5 protein-coding genes (1 of these 5 running past the window's edge) are annotated in these 21547 nt (G+C 70.6%); all 5 read right to left on the minus strand.

All coding sequences use genetic code 11. The features are described from left to right. Positions 1-7488, minus strand: partial view of a beta strand repeat-containing protein gene (locus AB6A66_RS04510; protein ID WP_371055153.1) — the 5' portion only. The gene continues 14469 nt to the left of window position 1, outside the view; only the first 7488 of its 21957 coding nucleotides appear in the window; the start codon lies at positions 7486-7488; the stop codon falls past the left edge of the window. Positions 7489-9642: 2154 nt separating this feature from the next. Continuing rightward, on the minus strand, positions 9643-15336 hold the full coding sequence (locus tag AB6A66_RS04515) for an LEPR-XLL domain-containing protein (RefSeq protein WP_371054954.1): 5694 nt from the start codon (positions 15334-15336) through the stop codon (positions 9643-9645). Positions 15337-15713: 377 nt separating this feature from the next. Beyond that, positions 15714-17096: an HlyD family type I secretion periplasmic adaptor subunit gene (locus tag AB6A66_RS04520; RefSeq protein WP_371054955.1), complete on the minus strand. Its 1383-nt coding sequence runs from the start codon at positions 17094-17096 to the stop codon at positions 15714-15716. Next, entirely contained in the window at positions 17093-18853 is a 1761-nt protein-coding gene (locus AB6A66_RS04525) for a type I secretion system permease/ATPase (protein WP_371054956.1), read from the minus strand. Before AB6A66_RS04525 ends, AB6A66_RS04520 begins: the two co-directional genes overlap by 4 nt. A 179-nt stretch (positions 18854-19032) precedes the next feature. Further along, positions 19033-21456: a calcium-binding protein gene (locus AB6A66_RS04530; RefSeq protein WP_371054957.1), complete on the minus strand. Its 2424-nt coding sequence runs from the start codon at positions 21454-21456 to the stop codon at positions 19033-19035. Positions 21457-21547 lie beyond the last annotated feature (91 nt).

Here is a 21547-nt window from a genome sequence, read left to right on the forward strand (position 1 = left end):
CACCTCCGCTGCGACCGTGTTCGTGAGCGTGTTCTTGACGTCCACGCCCGAGCCGGCACCCGACAGGGCCAGCGTGCCGCTGGCGCCGATGCTGATCGCCGCGGCAACGCCGACGGCGTCGATGGCATTGGCCGTGTCGGCACGCACGGTGACGACATCCGCCGAAACCGTCGAGCCATCTATCGCCGCCCGCGACGTGCCTGTGAGGTCGTTGCGCACCAGCGTTACGGAAACCGCCAGGGAGGCGCCGGCCGTCGTGCCACCGGCGAAGGAGATGGACGCGGAGACGGCGTCCGCATTGATGACCGAGCCGTCGGTGAGCTGCACCTGAAGGCCGGCTGGGGTGGAGACCGCGCTGCCGCCGTCGATGAGCGCCGAGGTCGTCCCGCCGATCCGGTTGTCCGCCCTGCTCGCGGCCGCCGCGCCCGAGACCGACACGCCCGAGCCCGCCGCGACGCTGATGCCCACGGCCACGGTGACCGCGTCGATGGTGCTGTTGGTGTCGGCCAGAACGTCGATGTTGCCGCCGGCCGTCACCTCGGAGTTGCGGATGCCCGCGAGCGTCGCCTGCTCGATCGTGTTCTCGGTCAGGGCCACGGCCGCCGCGAGGGAGAGCGACAGGCCGCCACCACTGACCGAGACAGAGGCGGAGGCCGCGACGAGGACCGCGTCGATATCGCTCGAATTGTCCGCCCGCATCGAAAGGGCGCCGCCAGCGGCGACCGATTGCGTGTCCGGCGCATCGGCGTCCACGATGACCGCCTCGACGTTGCCGCCGACGAAGTTGATCGCCTGCGCCACGCCGACCGCACCCGACAGCGTCAGACCTCCGCTCGCGCCGACTCCGACCGAGATGCTTGCGGCGATGCCGGTCGCGAAGATGGTCTTGTTCGAGAAGGCCTGAACGGCCACCGCCCCATCCGCCACGACGGTCGAATCGTCGATGGCGGCGCGAACCGTGTTCTCGATCGCGTTGTTCGCGACGGACACGGCGCCCGCAAGCGACAGCGTCACGTTGGACGACCCGGCGGTCACCGACACGGCGGCCGTCGTCACCGACGCGGTGATGCCCGCGGTATCCTCGGCCAGGATGTCGACGTTTCCGCCGGAAGTGGTCGTCACGCTGGACCCGTTCTGGACCCTAGCGGTGATCTCGTTGGCGATCTTGTTGTCGACCAGCGCGACTGCGCCGGCGCCGCCGAGGTTCACCTTGCCGCTGCCGACCGAAACGTTCACCGATGCCGCGACGGCGGTCCCGTTGATGGCGCCGGTCGTGATCGCGTGGATGTCGGCGAAACCGTCCGCCGTCACGGTCGCGCCATCCTCGATGGAGGCACGGGTCACGTTCGTGATCGAGTTGTCGGCCGTGGTCACCGACACCGACAGGCCCGCGGTGGCCGTGCTGGAGCTGACCGCCGCGCTGAGCGACGCGGCGACGACCGTCGCGGTGATCGCGCCGGTATCCGTCGCGGCCAGCGTCAGGTTGCCGCCGTCCGCCACCACCTCGGCGTCCCGGATGACCGCGAGCACGGAATTGACGGTCGTGTTGTCGGCAACGGCGCCGGCGCCGCTGATGGACACCGTGGCCGAGGAGCCGCTGCCGATGGCCACGCTGGCGGACGCCGCGACGACGGCGGCCGTGATGTCCTTCGTGGACGCGGCGGTGACGGACAGGTCGCCCTGCGCGAAGGTATCGACCCCGTCGATGCGCGCGTCGGTCGTGTTGGAAATCTCGTTGTCCGCGTAGGACACCGCGATGCTCGGCTCCAGCGTGAAGGAACCGCCGCCCGACGCGACGCTCAGCCCGGCGGCCACGGAGACCGCATCGGCCTTGATCATGCCGCTGTCGCTGGCCGACAGGCTTACCGGACCGCCCGCGGTGAAGGTCTCGACCGTCGCGGTATCGCTGTCCTCGATGGCCGCCCGCGTCGTGTTGGCGATGGTGTTCTCGGTGACCGCCACGGCGCCGTTCAGGCTCACCGTGACGCCGGAGCCCGAATTGACGCCGACGGAGATCGCGACGCCGAAGGCCAGCGCCTGGATCTCGGAGGTGGAGCTGCCGATCAGGGTGACAGGCCCGCCCGCGACGACCGTGCTGTCGTCGACGAGCGCGATGGCCTCGTTCTCGATCTCGTTGATCGAGACGTTGATACCGAGGCCCACGCCCACGTTGGTGCCCTGGCTGAGCGTAACCGAAAGTCCGACGGCCCCCGCCGTGGCGGTGATCGCCGCGGAGTCGCGGGCCGTCAGCGTGACCGCACCGGCCGTCACGTCGCTGCGCTCCAGCGTGGCCTGAATGGAGTTCCTGATCAGGTTGCCGTTGCCCGCCCCGGCGCCGGCGATCGACACGGAGGAGCCCTGGGAATTCGACACCGACCCGGACACGGCGATCGCCACCGTCGTGATCGTGCTGTTGGAAATCGCTTCGGCCGCGAAGTCGCCGGACGCCGAAAGCGTGCTGTCGAGCGCCCGGGCATGAATCGTGCCGAGCACGTCGTTGGTGGCCGCCGCCGCGCCTGCGGCGATGGAGGCGTTGGTGCCCGAACCGGAGCCCGTGGAGATCGCCAGCGCGCCCGAACCGGCGTCCGCCTTTATCGAACTGTCGTCGGTGGCGGAAAGGCTCAGGTCGCCGCCCTGCGCGTTCACCGTGGAGTCGGTGATGAGCGCCTCGACGCGCTGGGTGATCTTGTTGCCCGAGCCGGAGCCCGCGCCGCCGAAGGCGGTGGTGCCGCTGCCGCCGCTGCCGCCGGTGCCGACGCTCGCCGCGCCCGCGACCGTCAGCACGTCGATGGAGGCCGCGCTCGCGGCCTCGACGCTCACCGCACCGCCCGCAACCACGGTGCTGTCGTCGATCGACGCCTCGATGCCCAGCGTCACGAAGTTGATGCCGACGGAGACGCCCAGTGCGGCCGGATCGTCGCCGCTGGTGTCGATGGCGATCGCGACGCCGCCCGCGTCGGCGGTGATGGCGCTCGCATCCGTGGCCGAAAGCGCCACGTCGCCGTCGGTGGTCACGGTGCTGCCCGCGCCGATGGTCGCGCGCACCGAGTTGTCGACCGTGTTGCCGGCGGCGGAGCCCGCGCCGGCGAAGGAGATCGAGTTGTTGGAGGACTGGCCGCCGCCGTTGCCCGGCCCGCTGCCCGAGGCGCCCGCACCGGTGCCGCCGCTGCCCGTGGCCGAGGACGACAGGCCCGCGGCCGAGCCGCCGCCGCCCGAGCCGCTCTGGGTCGACACGGTGCCGGCGACCGCGATCGCCAGGGCGTCGATGTCGGTCTTCGACTTCGCGTCGAGCGTGACCCCGCCCGAGGCCGTGGTGATCGCGTTGGCGCCGAGCGCCTCGGCATGGGCCTGGTTCGAGACGATGGCGACGGAGACGGCGCCGCCGATGCCGGTGGAGCCCGAGATGGCGAGGCCGCCCACGATAGTCTCGACATTCGTCTCATCCGAGGCGCGCAGCAGCGCGCCCTGCCCCGAGTTCGCGCCGGTGTTGTCGGCGTTCACGGTCGCGCCCGCGCCCAGGGTCGCGCGCGTCCGGCCCTGGATCACGCCCACGGAGACCGAGAGCGCGAGGCCCACGGCGTTCGAATCGATCGCCGCGCTGCCGCCGATGGCGAGCAGGAAATGATCCTCGAAGGAGGTGGCGCCGATGGCGAGGCCGTGGACGGACTCCGAGCCCTGGTTGCCGTCGCCGTCGCCGTCGAAGATCCCGTCGTTGACGTCCACCGCCGCGCCGTTGCCGAGCGCCGTGACCACCGCGTCCTCGCCGATGAAGGCGATGGTATCGTCGATGTCGACCACCACGGAGACCGCCGCCCCGATGCTGTCATTCGAAAGCGAGACGGCGAGCGAGCCGGTCTGCGCGTCGGACTTCGTCACGCTGTCGGCCGTCACCACCACCGAGCCGCCGGCGTCGAGCGCCACGTTCCCGGCCGCGGCCCGGATGATGTCGTCGTCATGGCCGGCATAGGCGTGGGTTTCGGTGAGGGCGACGAGGACGAAGGCGCTGCCGGCGACGGCGGTGGAGTCGCCGATGCCCACGTTCAGCACGACGCCGAACACGTCCTCGCTGCTGTCAGCGCGGATGGCGATGGTGCCGCCCGCGGTGATCGAGGTCGTCTCGCCCGGCGCGTCCGGCGACGGGACATAGGCATGGGTCGTTTTCTCGATCACGGTGACGTCGAGGCCCGCACCGATGCCCTCGCCCTGGAGCGAGACGCCGACCGCGCCGACGATGTTGGTCACGGTGCTGTCGTCCGAGGCCAGAACCGAGACGTCGCCGCCCGCGTCCACGTCGCTGCCCGCGCCGATCCGGGCCACCGTGTCGGACAGAAGCACGTTGATCGCCGCCGAGCCTGCGCCGCCCGCACCGCCCGAGCCCGATCCGGAACCGGTGCCGCCGTCGATGCCCGCGCCCACGGCGAGGTTGGTGACCGGCTGGTTGAAGGCGTCGATCTCGATCGCGTCGCCCACGATCGGGATCTCGAAATCGAGCGGGGTAAGGGACGCCGCCGACGAGACGGCCACGCTGCCCGCCGCGTCGAGGTCCGTGCCCGCGCCCACCAGCGCGTTCGTGTCCACGTCCACGACGTTGACGCCGACCGCGGCGCCCACGGAGTTGCCGCCGCCAAGGGTGATCGCCCCGCCGCCGGCGACGTTCTGAAGCCCGGTATCCTGCCGGGCCGTGACCGTCGCATCGCCCGAGAGCGCTTGCACCGTCGCGCCGTCCGCGATCTCGGCGCGCGTGTCGCCGGTGACGACGTTGACGCCCGCCGCGCCCGCCACCGAGGTGCTGGAACTCGACCCGCCGCCGGAGGAGTTCTGCGTGGAGCCCGCGCCGGCCAGCGCGAGGGTGCGGAAGTCGTTCGTCTCGCCCGCGGAGGTTCCGGCCTCGACCGCCACGGACCCCGCCGTGGTGGTGCCGTCGCCGATCCGCGCCGTCGTCTCCATCAGCGCCACGTTGAGCGACACGGCCGCGCCGACATTGGTGCCGCCCGAGGAAGAAAGCGCGAGACCCGTGGTCTGGGTGTCCGCGTCCACGTCGTTGATCGCGCGGACGGTGAGCGCGCCGTCCGCGTCCACGGTCCGCCCGTCCGCGATCTCCGCCGAGACCGTCGGCGTGAGGACGCTCGCCCCGATGGCCGCGGCGACCTGCACGCTGCCGCCCGAGGTCTGGGTCGTAGAGCTTTGAGTCTGGCCGCCCTGGCCGCCGGGGTTCGAGGTCTGGTTCTGGGCCGTGCTGTTGGCGCTCGCCACCTGCGCGGAGGGCTGCGGCTGCTGCAGGCTGCTGTTGGAGCGCGTGTCGACGAAGCTCGTCTCCTGCGAGGTGCGCTGGTCGGTGCTCTGCCCGCCGCTCGACTGGGAGCGCGCGCCCTGCGCGCTGCCGGTGGAGAGCGTCACCGCGCTCACTGCGCTGTCGGCGGTCACCGAAACGTCGCCCGCCACGGCCGCGCCGGTCGCCACGTCGCGGTCGAGAAGCGCCGAGGTGTCGTCCTCGGCCCAGGACAGCGCGACCGCCGCGCCCACGCCCGTGTTGCCGCCCTTGGTGTCGGCATCGGCCTCCGTCTGCATGCGAAGCGCATGGTCCGCGGCGACGGTCAGATTGCCGTCCACGTCCAGCGCGTTCGCGCTCGTCTCGACGGTGGCGCGGGTGGCGTTCTCGGCCACGGCCAGCGCGATGGCCCCGCCCACGGCGGTGCCGCCGCCGCCGGTGGCGACGCCGGCCTGGGCGAGCGTGATCATCCCGTGATCGCCGCGTGCCCGCATCTCCAGGTCGGCCGCGCCCGCGAGCGTGGCGCCGGCGGCGAGGGTCGCGTCCGCCGTGTGCCCGGCGATGCCGAGCGCGAAGGAGACGCCGACGCCCGTCTTGGTGCCCGTCGTCGCCTCGGAGGGCTGCGCCAGGGTGAGCACGTAGGTCTCCGCCTCGCCCCTGATCGAGGAGCCGCCGGTGCCGGTCACGGTCAGCACCGCGGTATCGCCGAACCGGCCCTCGGTGGTGCCGCGGGCGATGTTGATGGCGACGGAGCCCGCCACGCCCGTCTGGCCGCCGCCCGCGCCCGCGGCGGCGAAGGCGCCCGCGGAATGGGTGGCGTCGGTCAGCACATGATCGCCGCTGCCCGCGGAGGTCAGCTCGATCGCCTCGCCGGCGAAGGCGTCCTCGAAGCTTGCAGCGAGCTTCAACTGCCCGCTGCCATCCGCGATGACGTAGTAGGTCTCGCCGTCGGTGAGCCCGCCGATGGCCGTGCCGCTGGCGGAGTAGACCACCTCGTCTCCGGTCAGGAGGCCCTTCGTGTTCTCGAGATCGATCTCGAAGCGGCTCTCGTCCGGGTCGAAGGTCACGTCGTCGGCGCCGGTGCGCTCGATCACGTGGGCGTCGCCCGTGCCCTCGCTCTCAAGCTCGATCGCTTCGCCGTCGGTGGCGTCCTGCGCGCTGGCCGCGAGCTGGATGAAGCCGCCGTCCTTGACGATCACGTAATAGGTGTCGCCGTCGGTGAGGCCCTCGATGTCGCCGCCGCCGCCATTGCGGTAGACGACCTCCTCGCCGGTGGTGAAGGCGTCGTCCTGGGCGCCGAGGAAGAGCGTGTCGGCGTCGGTGTCCACCACCTGCCGCTCGGTCACCTCGATCTCGGTCTCGCGCTCCGCCATCACCGCGTCGGCCGAGATCCCGTCGCCGGTGACGGTGGCGTTGTCGATGGTGGCGAGGTTCTCCGCCTCGGCCACGTTCACGGCCACCGCCGCGCCCACCGAGGTGCCGCCCGTCGTGGTGACGGCCGTGCCGTCGCCGTCGGCCGCCGAATCGATATTGGCCGCGCTCTGCACGCGCACCGGCCCGCCGGCATTCACCGTGGCCGGGTCTCCGGCGCCGCCCGCGATCCGGGCCTCGACCTGAGCGAGCGAGACGTTGACCGCCACCGCCGCGGCGACGCTCACGGCGCCTTTGGAGGTGGAGGTGTCGGGGGAGCTTCCGCTCGTGCCGCCGCGGCTGTTGGCGGTGCCGACGCCCTGGTCCGCGCTCTGCTGCGCGCTCGGACCCTGGTTCGACTGGCCCTCTCCCGGCGTGCCGGTGGCGCTGGCCGCGGCGCCCGCGCGGGAGGCCGCGATGCCGGTCGCATCGACATCGACGCCGCCGCCCATCGTCAGATCGCCGGTGATCGCGGCGAGCACCGTGTCCTCGGCGACGGTGACGCCCACGCTCACGCCCACGGCGGCGTCGGTGCCGTCCGTGCTGCCTTCGGCATCGGCCGTGGTGTCGGAGACGAGCCTCGCCGTGACCGCGGCGTCGCCGGTGCCGGAGACGGTCGCATCCGGCCCGATCTCGGCGCGCACGTCGTTCTGGATCGCGGCGATGGCGGCGACCGGCGTCACCGCCGTGCCGCCCTCGGCGCCGCCCACCGCCTTGGCGCGCGCGCTGTGCCCGCCTTCGGCCGAGATGGTCACGTCGCCCGCGCCGGTGAGCGCGGCGTTATCCGCGATCTCGGCGGTCGCGCCCATGTCGGCGATGTTGAGCGCGAAGCTCGCGCCCACGCCCACGGTGCTACCGCTCTGCTGGGTGTTGGTGCCGGTGCTGCCGGACTGCCCGCCTCCCGATCCGTTCGACCCGCTGCCCGAGGACTGCGACGTGCTGCCGGTGAATTCCTGCGCGGCGCTCGCGATGGCGCCGCTCTCGGTGGTGTTGGACGCCGCGACCGTCACCGCGCCCGTGCCGTCGCCCGTGTAGGTCACGCCCGCGCCGACACGCGCCGTGGCCTGCGTCTCGGACAGGTTGAGCGCGAAAGAGCCGGCCAGCCCGAGCCCGCCGCCCGACGCGCCCGAGGTGGCGCCCGCCTCGCTCTTCGAGACACCGTCGCCGCCGGCCTCGTAGTCGAGCGCCTGGACGGTCAGCCCGCCCCCGGTGATGGTGGCGTTGTCGAGATCNGCCCGCGCCGACACGCGCCGTGGCCTGCGTCTCGGACAGGTTGAGCGCGAAAGAGCCGGCCAGCCCGAGCCCGCCGCCCGACGCGCCCGAGGTGGCGCCCGCCTCGCTCTTCGAGACACCGTCGCCGCCGGCCTCGTAGTCGAGCGCCTGGACGGTCAGCCCGCCCCCGGTGATGGTGGCGTTGTCGAGATCGGCCGTCACGTCGGCGTCGGCCTTCACGATGGCCACGCCCGCGCCCACCGCGCCGCTGTCGCCACGCGACGCTTCGCCCGATGCTTTGGCGGCGCCGTCGGCATTGCCCCGGGCGGTCAGCTCCACCGGGCCGGTCGCCGAGATGGTGAGCCCGTCGGCCATGATCGCGGTCGCCTCGAAGCCCCCGAGATCGAGCGCGACGGCCGCCGCCACGGTGATCGCGCCCTCGGAGGTCGAGGCGTCCGGCGCGCTCGTCTGGTCGCTTCCGGTTCCGGAGCTCCGCCTGTCGGCCGCCTGGCTGTTCGCGGTGTCGATCTGCTGCTGGTTCTGGTCGTTGACGTCCGGATCGTCCGACGGATCGCCGTCCTCGCCCTCTGCGCCCGCCGCCGACGCCTCGGCCTCCGTCCGCGTGGCCGCCATGCCCTGCGCCACCACGGCGACGCCGCCGCCCGTCGTGGTGACGTCGCGGGCCAGGGTCGCCGTGGCCACGTCGTCGGCCAGCGTGAGGCCGAAGGAGATGCCGACCGCCGCGCTCGCGCCCTCCGTGTCGCCCTTGGCGACGGTGACGCTGTCGGCCTCGTGCGTGGCGGTGACGGAAAGGTCGCCCTCGAGCGCCAGCGCGCCGCCGGTGCCCACGCGGGCCTCGGTCGTGTTGCCGATAACCGAAAGCCCCACGACCGGCGAGACCGCGATGTCGCCGCCCGCGCCGCCCTGCACGTCGGTGCGCGCGCCGTAGCCGCCCGTGGCCGCGACCGAGATGTCGCCGCCGCCGGTGATCGTCGCGCCGTCCTCGATCGCCGCGCGGGTGACATGATCGGTGATGTTGAGCGCGAAGCTCGCGCCGACGCCCACCGATCCCGCCTCGGACTGCTCCGCGGCGGCCTTGGCGCCGGCGAAGTTGGCGGCCTCGGCGGAAATCTCGGAGGCGCCGATATCCGTGTCGCCGTCCGCCGCGCCGTCGGCCAGCGTGATCGTGGCCGCGCCATCCACGAGGGCGCGCGCCCGCGTCTCGCCGAGGTTGATCGCCACGGAGCCGGCGATGCCCACATTGCCGCCGCCCGCGCCGGAGACGGCGTCCGCCGCCGAGCGGTGGACGGAGTCCGAGAGGGTATGCGCGTCGCCCGCGCCGGCGGAGGTGATCTCGATCGCCTCGCCCGCCATGGCCGCGTCGCGGCTTTCGGCGAGCTCGAGCCCGCCCTCGCCGTCGGTGATCGCGTAGTAGGTGGTGCCGTCGGAAAGACCGCCGATGTCGGTGCCGCCGCCGTTCGAGTAGGTGAGCGCGTCGCCGGTGCGAAGGTTCTCCGCGTCGGGGCTCGCAAGCGAGAAGAGCTCCTGGTCGGGATCGAACTCGATCGCCTCCGAGTCGGGCTCGGTGGACGTCAGCGTGTGCGCGTCGCCCGAGCCCTGGTCCGTCAGGTCGATGGCGTCGCCGCCGTCCGTTTCGGAGAGCTGGACGCGCCCGTCCTCGGCCTTCACGACGAAATAGGTGTTCCCGTCGGTGAGCCCGCCGATATCCGCGCCCCCGCCGTTCGCGTAGGTCACCTCGTCGCCGACCGACAGCCCCGCGTCCTCTCCCAGGAAGATCGAGTCGTCGTCGGTGTCCACNCCGTCAGGTCGATGGCGTCGCCGCCGTCCGTTTCGGAGAGCTGGACGCGCCCGTCCTCGGCCTTCACGACGAAATAGGTGTTCCCGTCGGTGAGCCCGCCGATATCCGCGCCCCCGCCGTTCGCGTAGGTCACCTCGTCGCCGACCGACAGCCCCGCGTCCTCTCCCAGGAAGATCGAGTCGTCGTCGGTGTCCACGACCTCAGCGGTCTCCACCGAAAGCGCGGAGCTCTTCTCCGTCATGCCCGCCTGGAGCGTGAGCCCGTCCGCCGTGATGCTGGAGGCGCGCGTCAGTGCCTGCACGTCCACGTTGGCGACGTTGAGGCCCACCGCCGCGCCGATGCCGGCCGTGCCGGCGTCCACCGCCTCGCCCGTGGCGGCGGCCCAGCTGTCGGCGTTGGCGCGCGCGCGCAGGATGACGGCGCCGCCGGCCACGATGGTCACCGCGTCGGCGAGTTCGGCCGAGAAGATCGCGTCACCGAGATTGATCGCCACCGCCGCCGCGACGGAGAGCGCGCCGTCGCCGGTGGAGGCCTCGGGCGTCTCGGTCTCGCCGGAGCCTTCGCCCGTGCTGCGGCGCTCGCTGGCCTGCTGGTTGGCGTTGTCGAGCTGGCGCTGGTTCTCCTGGTCGACCGCGCCTTCCTCGGTGGCGGGGGTCTCGTCGTCCCCTGCCGCGCCGGCCGCGGAGGCCGCCGCGGAACTGCGGCTCGACGCCTCGCCCGTCGCTTCCAGCGTCACGGCGCCGCCGGCCGTCACGTCGCGCTCGATGGCCGCGGTCGCGCTGTCCTCGGCGATGCCGAGGCCGAGCGAGAGGCCGACCGCGGCGTTGGCGCCCGTCGCCGCCCCCTTGCCCGTCGTTACCGTTTCCGCCTCGTGGCTGGCCACGACCGACAGATCGCCGGAGATCACCAGCGCGGCACCCGCCTCGACAATCGCTTCCGTGACATTGCGCACGACCGAAAGGGCCACCACGGGGCTCACCGCCGTTCCGCCTTCCGCGCCACCGTCGGCCCGGGTGATGGCGTGATAACTGCCGGTGGCGTTCACACCGAGGTCGGCGGCGCCGGAGATGGTGGCACCGTTCGCCACAGCCGCGCGCGTCAGGTGATCGGTGATCGTCAGCGCGAAGCTCGCACCGACGCCCGTGGCGCCGGAGTCGTCGCTCGCCTGCGCCGCCCCCGCACTTGCGCCCGAAAGGCTGGCCGCCGCCGCGCTGACGGAGGCGTTGCCCGAAAGCGTGACCGACGCGCCCGACGACACCTCGGCCAGCGCGCGCGTCTCCGCCACGTCGATCGCGACCGAGCCCGCGATCCCAACATTCCCGCCCGAGGCGCCGGACACCGCCGTGGCGCCCGAGCTGTGGAGGCTCTCGGTCAGCGTCTGCTCGGTCCCGGTGCCGGCGGAGGTGATCGGCACGGCCTTGCCCGCAAGCGCGTCCTCGCGGCTTTCGGCAAGCCCGAGGGCGCCGTCGCCATCGACGATGGCGTAATACGTCGCGCCGTCCGACAGACCACCGATGTCGTCGCCCGCGCCGCTGGCATAGACGACGGCATCGCCTGTCACGAGGCTCTTGGCAGCCCCGGAGTCGAGCTTGAAAACGTCGGCATCCGGGTCGAAGTTCAGATCATCCTCACCGGCGCGCTGAAGCGCGTGGCCGGTGCCCGCGCCAGTGCCGGTGATATCCACCGGATCGCCGCCATCCGTGTCGGAAAGCTGGACGTAGCCGCCTTCGACGGCGACCACGAAGTAGGTGGTCCCGTTCGCCAGGCCGGCGACATCCGTCCCGCCGCCGTTGTCGTAGGTGACCTCGTCGCCCACCGACAATTCTTCCGCGGCGGTGTCGAGGAAGATGGCGTCACGATCGACATCGGCAACCTTGGTCGCCGCGACCGAAAGGTCGAGCGTGCGCTCGATCATGCCGGCCTCGACCTCTAGGCTGGCCGCGTCGATGGTGCTGGCGCCGGTGCGCGCGGTCACGTCCACGTCGGAGACGTTGACTGCCACGCCCACGCCCACTGTGCCCGACGCGCCGTTCGCGGCCTCGCCCGTCGCCTCGGCGCGGGCGTCCTGGTTCGAGAGCGCGCGGAGCGTCACCGCGTCGGAGGCGGTGACGGTGATCGCGTCCGCGAACCCGGCCGTCACGTCGCCGTTGTGGATGTTGATGGCGATGGCCGCGGCCACCGCGAGCGAGCCGTCGCCGGTGGAGGCGTCGGGCGTCGTCGTTTCGGAAGACGCGGCGCCCCGCCGCTCCGTCGCCTGGGCGTTGGCGAAATCCTGCTGTTGCTGGTTCTCGGCGTTCACGTCGCCTTCCGACCCGCCATCGGCGGCACCGGCCGCGGAGGCCGCGCCGACGCTGCGGGTGCGCATCGATCCCTGCGCCACGAAGGACACCGCGCCCGCCGTGGCCGTGGCGTCGCGGAGAAGCGACGCGGAGGAGGTCTCTTCGGAGATGGTGAGCGCGAGCGAGGCGCCCACGGCTGCGCTGCTGCCCTCGGCGTCGCCCTCGCCCCTGGTGACGGTCTGCCCGTCATGGGTGGCGGTGGCCGAGATCGACCCCGCCTCCAGCAGGCCGCCCGTGCCCACGAAGGCCGAGGTGTCGTTGAAGTTCAAAGAGATGGCGACGACCGGCGTCGCCACCGTTCCGCCGCCCGACGCCGCGCCCTTGGCGAGCGTCTCGGCGTCATGGGTGCCCGTGGCCGAGATCGTGATCGCGCCCGCGCCGGTGACGTCGGCGCCGTCGGCGATGCCCGCGCGCGTGTCCTGGTCGAGGATCGCGAGCGCCACGGAGGCGCCGATCCCGAGGCTTTCGCCGGTCGCGCCGTCCTCGTCCGGCACGGCAGCGGTGGAAACCGCGCTCTCCGCCGTGGCCGAAAGCGAAAGGCCGGAAGCGCCGAGCGCCACGCCCGCCCCGGTGCCGTCCTCCACCAACGCTTCCACCACGGTGAGCACCGTGTGGATGGCAAGCGAGCCTGCCACGCCCGTCTGCGCGCCGCCGCCGGCGCCCGACACCGCCTCGACCGAGAAGGTGTTGGCCGCCGCCATGCCTGCGCTGACGGCCACGCCGCCGCCCGCCGTGAGCGTGCCCGCGTCGAGGATCGAGGCCCGGTTGACGCTATCGACCACGCCCACCACGACCGCGACGCCCACGCCGACCGAGCCGGACCCGGTGTTGGAGCCGTCGGCCTTCGCCCGGACGCTATCGGTCGATTGCGCCGACAGGGTGAGCGCGCCCGACGTCTCGAGCAGGCCGGTCGTGCCGATGAGCACGGTGGTTTCGGGACGGTAGTCGGACACCACCACGGCCCCCGCGAAGCTGACCGCACCGCCAGAACTCTGGGCTTGGTCGCCCGTGTCGCCGTCGTCGTTCGGATCCTTGAGGCGCTGCTGCGACTCGCTCGAGCCGTCGCCTTCCTGCGAACCGCCCGCCGTCGAGGTGGCGACCGTTTCGACATCGGAGGTGAGCGTCGCGCCGAGCGTGATCGCGTCCGGCGTGTCGCCGCCCAGCGCGCCGATCGAGGTGCTGCCCGAGACCTCGACGCCGGTGTCGGCGGAGATCTGGGTGACGGCGACGGTGGCGCCCACGGCGCTGCCGTCCGCGCCGCCATCCGCGGTGGAGGTGATGTCGAGATTGGTGGCGGCGTTGAGCGCCACCGCGCCGCCCGACTGGATCGCCGTCGCGCCGGTCGCGGTGACCCTGGCGTCGGAGGCGACGACCACGACGGAAACGGCAGCGTCGGCCTGTGAATCGGTGTCCGAGGAGTCGGATTCGTCCTCGAACGCGGCTGTCACGTTGACGGTGGCGTCGGTGGCCACGGAGGCGGCACTGAGCGTCGTGCCATCGAGGAGAATGTCGGCGACGGGAAGCAGCGTGAGAAGCGTCGCGTCCACGACGCCGCCGAGCGAGCTCGGCGTGGCCGAGAGTGTCGTGGTCGCCGTGGCGTTCATGTCGACGGCGCCCGCGGCGGTGATCGTCGCGCCGGAGAGGTCGATGCGCGCCTCGGGCGTGGCGATGTAGAGCCCCTGGAAGATGCCGCCCAGGTATTCGCCGTCCTGGTCCACCGCGCCGTCGTCCTCGGCCTCGGCGTTGAGCGTGATGTCGCCCGCGTCGAGCGTGCCGGAGATGGTGATCGACTCGGCGTTCACCGTGAGGTTGCCGGTGGCGACGGTGCCCTGGAAGACCACCTCGTCCTTGCCGGCCTCGCCGTCGATCGTCAGGTCGATTCCCGCCAGGTCGATGGCCGTACCGCTGCCGTCCACCGTCAGCACGTCCTTCGACACGAAAGGCACGTCCAGATCGCCGGCGAGCTGGACGGTCAGGCTGTTCGTGGGCTTCGCGAAATTGATCGTCTCGAAGGTCAGGAAGGGCGAGACCGGCGCCAGCGTCATCGTGCCGTCGCCGTTGTCGGTCAGCGTCGCGCGGTCGTCTGCGTCGGAGGGGCCGAGCGCGAGCGTGCCGGTCGAGATCGTCCGGTCGGCCACGACCATGCTGTCGTTGATCGGTTCGAGACCCGCGTAACGGATGAGGGAGCCGTCACGGTCCACCACGCCGGAATGCAGGTCGAAGGCTTCGTAGGTGACGCGCTCGAACGTGCCGCCGTCGAACTCCAGGATGTCGAAGCCGCCCTCGCCACCGTCGAGCACGCCATCGATGCTGGCCTCGGCGCCGACGATGAACACGTCCTCGTTGTCGGCCGCGCCCTCCAGGTTCTCGACAGCAGAGAAGGCAATGCCCGCGGCACTGCCTTCGTTGTGACCCGTGATCCTCCAGACCGTGTCCTCGGGCGGGCCGGCGAGCGTGTCGCTGCCCGCGCCGCCCTGCATCACCACCTTGCCGGTCAGGGTCTGGTCCATGCCGCCGTTCTCGAGCCGGTCGTCGCCCGCGCCGGTATCGACGGTGAGCGAGACCTCCGGCGTCTCGAAGCTGTAGTCGAGCAGGCTGCCGCCCGTGGTGATCCGACTCATGCCGTCACTTGCGCCGCCACTGTCGCTCAGCCGAAAGCTGTTGCCGGCGTCCGTACGGTCCGCGAAGACGCGTTCGCCGGCGGCGAGGCGGTCCTCGACGGCCTCGGTCCCCGAAAGGCGCACCGCCCCCTCGGCACCGCCGTCCTCAAGCAGCAGGTCGGCCTCGCCGCTGCCCGTTGCCTCGACGGCGATCGTGTCGCCGGCCCCGCCGGTGAGCATCACGGTGTCGGTGCCGGCGCCGCCATCGAACGCCACCTCGACGGGCATCACGAAGCTGTCGGAGAAGTCGAGTTCCAGCGTGTCGTCCCCGGCCGTGCCGGAGACGCGCACCAAGCTCATCTGCTGAACGAGCTGCTGCCCCAACTGCGTGCCGGAGGAGCGGTCGTAGATCTGGATGGAGGAGGTGAGCTGGTCGTAGCGCAGCGTCAGATCCTCGCCATAGTCCTGCATGTCCACGAGGAAGGGCGCGAGGTCCGCCGACAGAAGGTAGCGCGGCTCAAGCCCCTCGACGCGGAAGCCCGTTCCCACACTTCTGGTGCGGCGCGCGCGACGTGGACGGAAGAGGGTCTTCAGAAAGCCCGGGCTGGGCGGGGCTGCCTCGGGGCTGGCGGGATCGGGCGTGGTGCCGCCGAAAAAGGCTCGTGCGCTACCGAACGGAAACGACATGACTCAATCCCCCTGGGTCTGGCGCCTTGTGCGAGATCCTTGAACCGTCCTGCACCGCAGCGCGACGCGTCCGCAGCTGGCGGGCCGGCCCATGCGATCCCGCAAGGCACTCTTCCTCGATTGTGAGAATGCCAAAGCGACCGAGGGCGCGCTGTACCCATTTGGGGGCATTCCGTCGGGGAAATCTCTGGGCGTGCGGTAGCGAAACGCAGAGCGAACGAGCCCCAAACCGGGTGGCAGGAGGTCAAGTATTTGATATTAGTTAATACTTTTAAGATTTTACGCAGTCACGCCCCGGCGTCTCCCGTGAGGGCACGCGCCAAGAGCCCCCAAGCGCCCGCGCGACTCCCAGCCCCGCGGGCCCCGGGGTCGCGGACTCACTCCTTCTCGATGAGCGCCTTTTCCATGCCACCCATGACAGGGTTCAGGATGTAGTCGGCCAGCGTCTGCTCGCCGGTCTCGATCATCACCTCGGCAGGCATCCCCGGAAGGGTCTGGATATGCGGAAGCTCGGCCAGCGCATCCGGGGAGACCTTCACGTCGACCTGGAAATAGGGCTCTCCGGTGGCCCGGTCGATCAGGCTGTCAGCGGACACGTGGACGACCTCGCCCGGCACCGGGGGCGTCGAGCGGAAGCTGTAGGCCGTCAGGCGCACCCGCGCCGCGCCCCCCGGCGTCACGTCGTCGATGTCGCCGGGCCTCACCTTTGTCTCCACGACGAAGTCGGCGTTCGACGGAACGATCTCCAGGATTTTCTGGCTCGGGTCCACCACCCCGCCGATCGTGTTGATCGCAAGGTTGACCACCCGGCCGGTGCGCGGCGCGCGAATGGTCAGGCGCTCGCGCACCTCGCGCGTGGCCGCCAGCCGCTGGCGCAGATCGAGGATGTCCGCCTGCACCTCCTGGCGCTGGTCGTTGATCTCCAGAAGCCGGTTTCGGCGGATCTGGAGGATGCGCTCCTGCATCTCGGTCACCTGCTGCAGGGTCATGTTGCGGTCGCTGCTGACCGTCCCCAAATCGCCCAGGATCGCCGCCTCGTCCTGCTGGCGGCTCACCAGCCGCGACTTCGTCACGAGACCCTGCTCGTAAAGCGGCTGAAGGCCCTCGATCTCGTCGCGAACGAGCGCGAGCTGGTCATCGAGCGACGTGCGGCGCGCCTCGTTACCTTCGAGATCTTCGAGCAACTGCTCTATTCGGCCGCGCAGGATCGTCACCTGTCCGTCGATCATGTCCCGGTTGGAGTCGAATACGTCGCGCTGCGCCTCGAGAAGATGCGCAAGATCCGGGTCTTCCGCGACGAGCGCGGCGAGTTCCTCGGGCACCTCGATGCTGTCGGCCTCGCGCTGCTCCGCGGCGAGCCGCGCCTCGCGCGCGAGCGCGCTGGCGAGCTGGCTGCTCAGGATCGATATCTGCGCGTTGGCCCGGGTCTCGTCGAGGCGTACGATGACCGCACCCTCCTCCACCAGTTCACCCTCCTTCACCGCGATCTCGCGGACGATGCCTCCCTCGTAGTGCTGCACCGCAAGCCGGTCGCCCACCACGCGGAACGCACCCGTGGCCACGATCGCGCTCTTCATCGGGGCAATGGCGGCCCAAGAGCCCAGCCCGCCGAACACCCCGATACCCAGAACGAGCAGCCAGATCACCAGCTTGCGCACGCCGGTCGGGGGTGCTTTCGGCAGCTTCACGTCGGGCATGCGGTCGGCGAAGCCCGCACGCTCCACGGCGTCCCGGGCTTCCAGCGGAACTGGCGTCTTCATGCCGGATCTCCCATGGCCTGTGCGCCGCCCTGTCCCGCGGCGTCGCCGCGGTTGCGCAGGAACGTCACCTTCTTGTCCTCGCTCGCCGCGGGCCGTCCCGCCAGCGAGCTTTCTAGTTCGAGGATCCCCCTCGCCTCGCCGATCTTCTCGATACGGCCCGCGCGCATCACCGCGGCGTGGCTCACCTCGCGCAGCAGGTTCATGCGGTGCGTCACCACCACGACGATCGCGCCACGGTCCGTGGCGGCGGCGATGGCGCCTGCAAGCGCTGCCTCGCCCTCGGGGTCGAGGTTCGCGTTGGGCTCGTCCAGCACGATCAGCTTTCGCTCGCCGAAGAAGGCCCGGGCGAGGCCGATGCGCTGGCGCTGTCCGGCGGACAGATGGCCGCCACGCGGACCCACCTGGTAGTTGTAGCCCCCGGGAAGCTTCAGGATGAGATCGTGCACCTGGGCGAGCTTGGCGGCGGCCACCACGTCCGAGGGGCGCGCCTCGGGATCCATCAGCGCGATGTTCTCGGCCACCGTGCCGTCGAAAAGCTCGACGCGCTGCGGCAGGAAGCCGACGTGCCGGCCCAGCTGTTCCGCCGGCCAGTCGGTCAGCGCGGCATCGTCGAACCGGACATATCCACGGTTGAGGGGCTGAAGCCCGACGAGCGCGCGCACCAGCGTCGTCTTTCCGGCGCCCGAGGGTCCGATGAGGCCCAGGGATTGACCCGGTTCAAGATCGAAGCTCACACCGAACAGCACCGGGTCCTGAAGGCCGGGCAGCACCACGGTGGCGTCCTCGACGGAAAGCCGCCCCTCGGGCTCGGGCAGCTCCATCCGCTGTTCGACCTCCTGCATGTGCGCAAGGATCTCGTTCAGGCGCTGCTTGGCACCGCGGGCGCGTTGCAGCGCCGTCCAGCCCGAGATCGACTGCTCCACCGGAGAGGCCGCACGGCCCAGCAGGATGGACGCGGCGATCATCAGGCCCGGCGAAAGCTGGCCCTGCAGCACCAGCACCACGCCCGTGCCCAGCACGGCGATCTGAAGGCCCATGCGCACCATCTTGGCGAGCGAACCGATCACCGCCACGCGGTCGGCGGCAAGCGTGGAAAAGACGATCGCGGCGAAGGACTTGATCGTCCAGCGCTCGACCATCTTGCGCGACCCGCCCATCGCGTGGACGACCTCGGCGTTGTGCAGCATCTCCTCGGCAGACCGGTTCGCCTCGACCTGCGCCTCGTTGGCCGCCGCGTTGGGCTCGCGCCCGAAATACTCGTTGAGCCCGCCGAGAACGAACAGGATGAGGAGGCCGGTCAGCGCCACGATGCCGAGCAGCGGGTGGAACGCGAAGATCAGCGCCACGAAGAGCACGGACCACGGCGCATCGAGAAGCGCGATCAGCACGGGGCTGTTCACGAAGCCCCGCAATTCCTGCAGGTCGCGAACCGGCTGGGCGTGGCGCTCTTCGTCGGGGATGTCCCGGTTCATCAGCGCGGTCAGGATCTGGGGCCCGACCTTCGCCTCGAGCCGCGTACCGAGCCGCACCACCAGGCGTTGCCGGAGCGCGTCGAAGAGGAAATAGAAGAAAATCGCGATCGCCGCTCCGATTGTGAGGGCGATCAGGGTTGGAATGCTTCCCGAGGACAGGACCCGGGAAAACAGTTGCAGCATGTAGATGGGCGCCGTGAGGATCAGTATGTTGACGAAGGCGCTCGCGACGAAGATCGCCCCGATCAGACCGCGCTGGCCGTCAAATACGCGCTTGGCTTTCATGTCTCATGTCCCCCCGGACACATGGATTTCAAAGCTGGCCATGCTCCCCCAAAAGCGGCGCCCTGGCCCAAGTCGTTTGGTGGCCGGGGGACCATTTCCGCGTCTCAAGCCAGGACTGGAAGAGACCCGAGCCCGCCGCCGGCACGCGGCGAACCCGGATCCCCTCGTTCTTTAAGCCGTCACGAGACGTTCATGCCGTCGTCGGTCGGCATGCTGAAGCCGGACCAGCACTCGTTGGTGTCGAAGTAGCCGTGGCTGTCGTCGAAGCCCATGTCGCTGGTGACGACCTTGATGGCCTCGTAATAGCCCGGATCGCCCGACGACACGGCGTTGATGCCGGTGCCGCCGATCGGGATCGCGTCCTGGCCGAGCGACGTGAAGTTCGACGCCAGGTTCTCGAGGCCGAGACCCAGGATCGTCACCTTCGAGCCGTTGATCTCGATGGTCACGTCCGTGCCGTCGTCGCTGACCTGCGCCAGCCCGTTCGGAACGCCGGTGTTCGGCGCGTTGCCGTTCAGCGCCTCGAAGGCCTGCTGCGCGCTCGTGCCGAGACCGTCGCCCACGTTCGTCACGCGGTAGAGCAGGACGTCCTGATCCTCGTCGATGTTGAAGTCGTGGATCGTGTCGCCCGGCGTCTCGCCATCGGCCGACGAGAAGGCGACGCCGTCCCACTGGAGGTCGATGATGAAGACGTCCTTGCCGGCACCGCCCCAGAGGTTGTCCTGGCCTTCGCCACCCTTCAGGAAGTCGTTGCCAGCACCGCCATAGAGGTTGTCGTCGCCGGCCCCGCCGTCGAGGAAGTCTGCGCCCTCGTTGCCGTAGAGGTCATCCCTGCCCTCTTCGCCGTAAAGCAGATCCTGGCCTTCGTTACCGGACATCGTGTCGTTCCCGGTCCCGCCGAGCATGACGTCGTTGCCGGTTCCGCCATACATCTCGTCGAAGCCCTGGTTACCCTCCATGTAATCGTCGCCGGAGTCGCCCCACATGACGTCGCTGTCGGCGTTGCCTTGCATGACGTCGTCGTCTTCGCCGCCATACATGAAGTCGCGTCCGGTGCCGCCCGACATGAAATCGCAGCCCGAGTCGCCGTGCATGACGTCGTTGCCTTCCTCGCCGAACATGGTGTCACGGCCGGATCCGCCCTTCATCATGTCGCGGTCGTTACCGCCGAACATCAGGTCGTCGCCCTGACGCCCGAAGAGACGGTCCATGCCATCGTTGCCGTAGAGGGTGTCATCGCCCCAGTTGCCGACGAGGATGTCCTTGCCGTCACCGCCGGAGATGAAGTCGTCGCCACTGTCACCGAAGAGCTTGTCGTTCCCGCCTTCGCCGAAAATGGTGTCATGCCCGCCACCGCCACGGATGAGGTCGGCACCTTCTTCGCCGTCGTCCTCTTCAACGACGAGCGTGGGGCACTGGAGGAACAGACCGCCGAAATGCTCGCCACCGAAGTAGCCGCCGTTTTCGCCGTTGACGAAATCGGCCATCTCGCCATGACGGACGTGCCAGCCGAAGTAGATGTTGCCGGGCGTATGCATCATGCCGAGTTCGTCGATGCGCTGCGTGTTAGCGAAGTCGCCGAACAGGATGTCGCCCTGCGCGCCGCCCTCGATGACGTCGTTGTCGGACCCGCCGCGGATCCGGTCGACGCCGGCATCGCCCTGAAGAACGTCGCGGTCCGCGCCGCCGTCCATCATGTCGCTGCCGCGGCCGCCGAACATCAGGTCCTCGCCGCTTTCGCCGACCATCCAGTCGTCGCCAGCGCCGCCATCCATGATGTCGTCGCCAGAGCCGCCGGCCATGACGTCGTTGCCGCCGGGTGCCGGCTCGAGATTGCCGAGCCAGGTGTCGGAGCCGAAGTCGAGGTCGTCGCCGTTGCCCTGGCGGACATCGCCGAACATCTCGTCGTTGCCCTCGTTGCCGAGCATGAGATCGTCGCCGAGGCCGCCGGCCATGCGGTCGTTGCCCAGGCCGCCGGACATCTTGTCGTTGCCGGTGCGGCCGTACATGGTGTCGTTGCCCGAACCGCCATACATGCAGTCGTCGCCGCCTTCGCCGTCCATGCAGTCGTCGCCGGAGCCGCCATCCATGTAGTCGCCGAGATCGCCGTTGGTGTAGTCACCGTCGCCGTCGTCGCCGAACATGGTGTCGTTGCCGGCGCCGCCGAAGATCACATCGACGTTGGTGCCGCCGAGCAGCAGGTCGTTGCCGTTCTCGCCGTCGATGTAGTCGCAGCCGGTGCCGCCATCGATGCAGTCGTCGCCATCCTGCGTGGTGTTCGTGCCGTCGCCGCCGAAGAGCCAGTCGTTGCCCTCGTCGCCGGTGATGATGTCGCGGCCGAGGCGGCCCTCGATGTAGTCGTGGCCCTCGTCACCCTGAAGCTGGTTGCCGTTCGAGTTGCCGTAGAGCGCGTCATCGCCGTGACGGCCGCGGGCGTTGTCGGCCGCCTGGTGGTCGTTCAGGTCGATGACGTTGCCGCCGTTGTCGGACGCTTCCCAGATGCCGTCGTTGTAGTTCGGGGCGTCGGGATCATGGTTCTGGTAAACGATGTCGCAGGTCGGGTCACAGACCTCCCACGGCTCGTTGAAGCTGATCTCGGGCATTGTCTTCCTCCAAATCAAACAGGACAGCCAGCCACAGCGGCCCACTCGTCCCGGGTTCGCATGGCCCGCCGATCACGTCCGGCAGGCCGAC

This window comes from Rhodosalinus sp. K401, from assembly GCF_041365735.1.
In the GTDB taxonomy this organism is placed as follows: Bacteria; Pseudomonadota; Alphaproteobacteria; order Rhodobacterales; family Rhodobacteraceae; genus Rhodosalinus.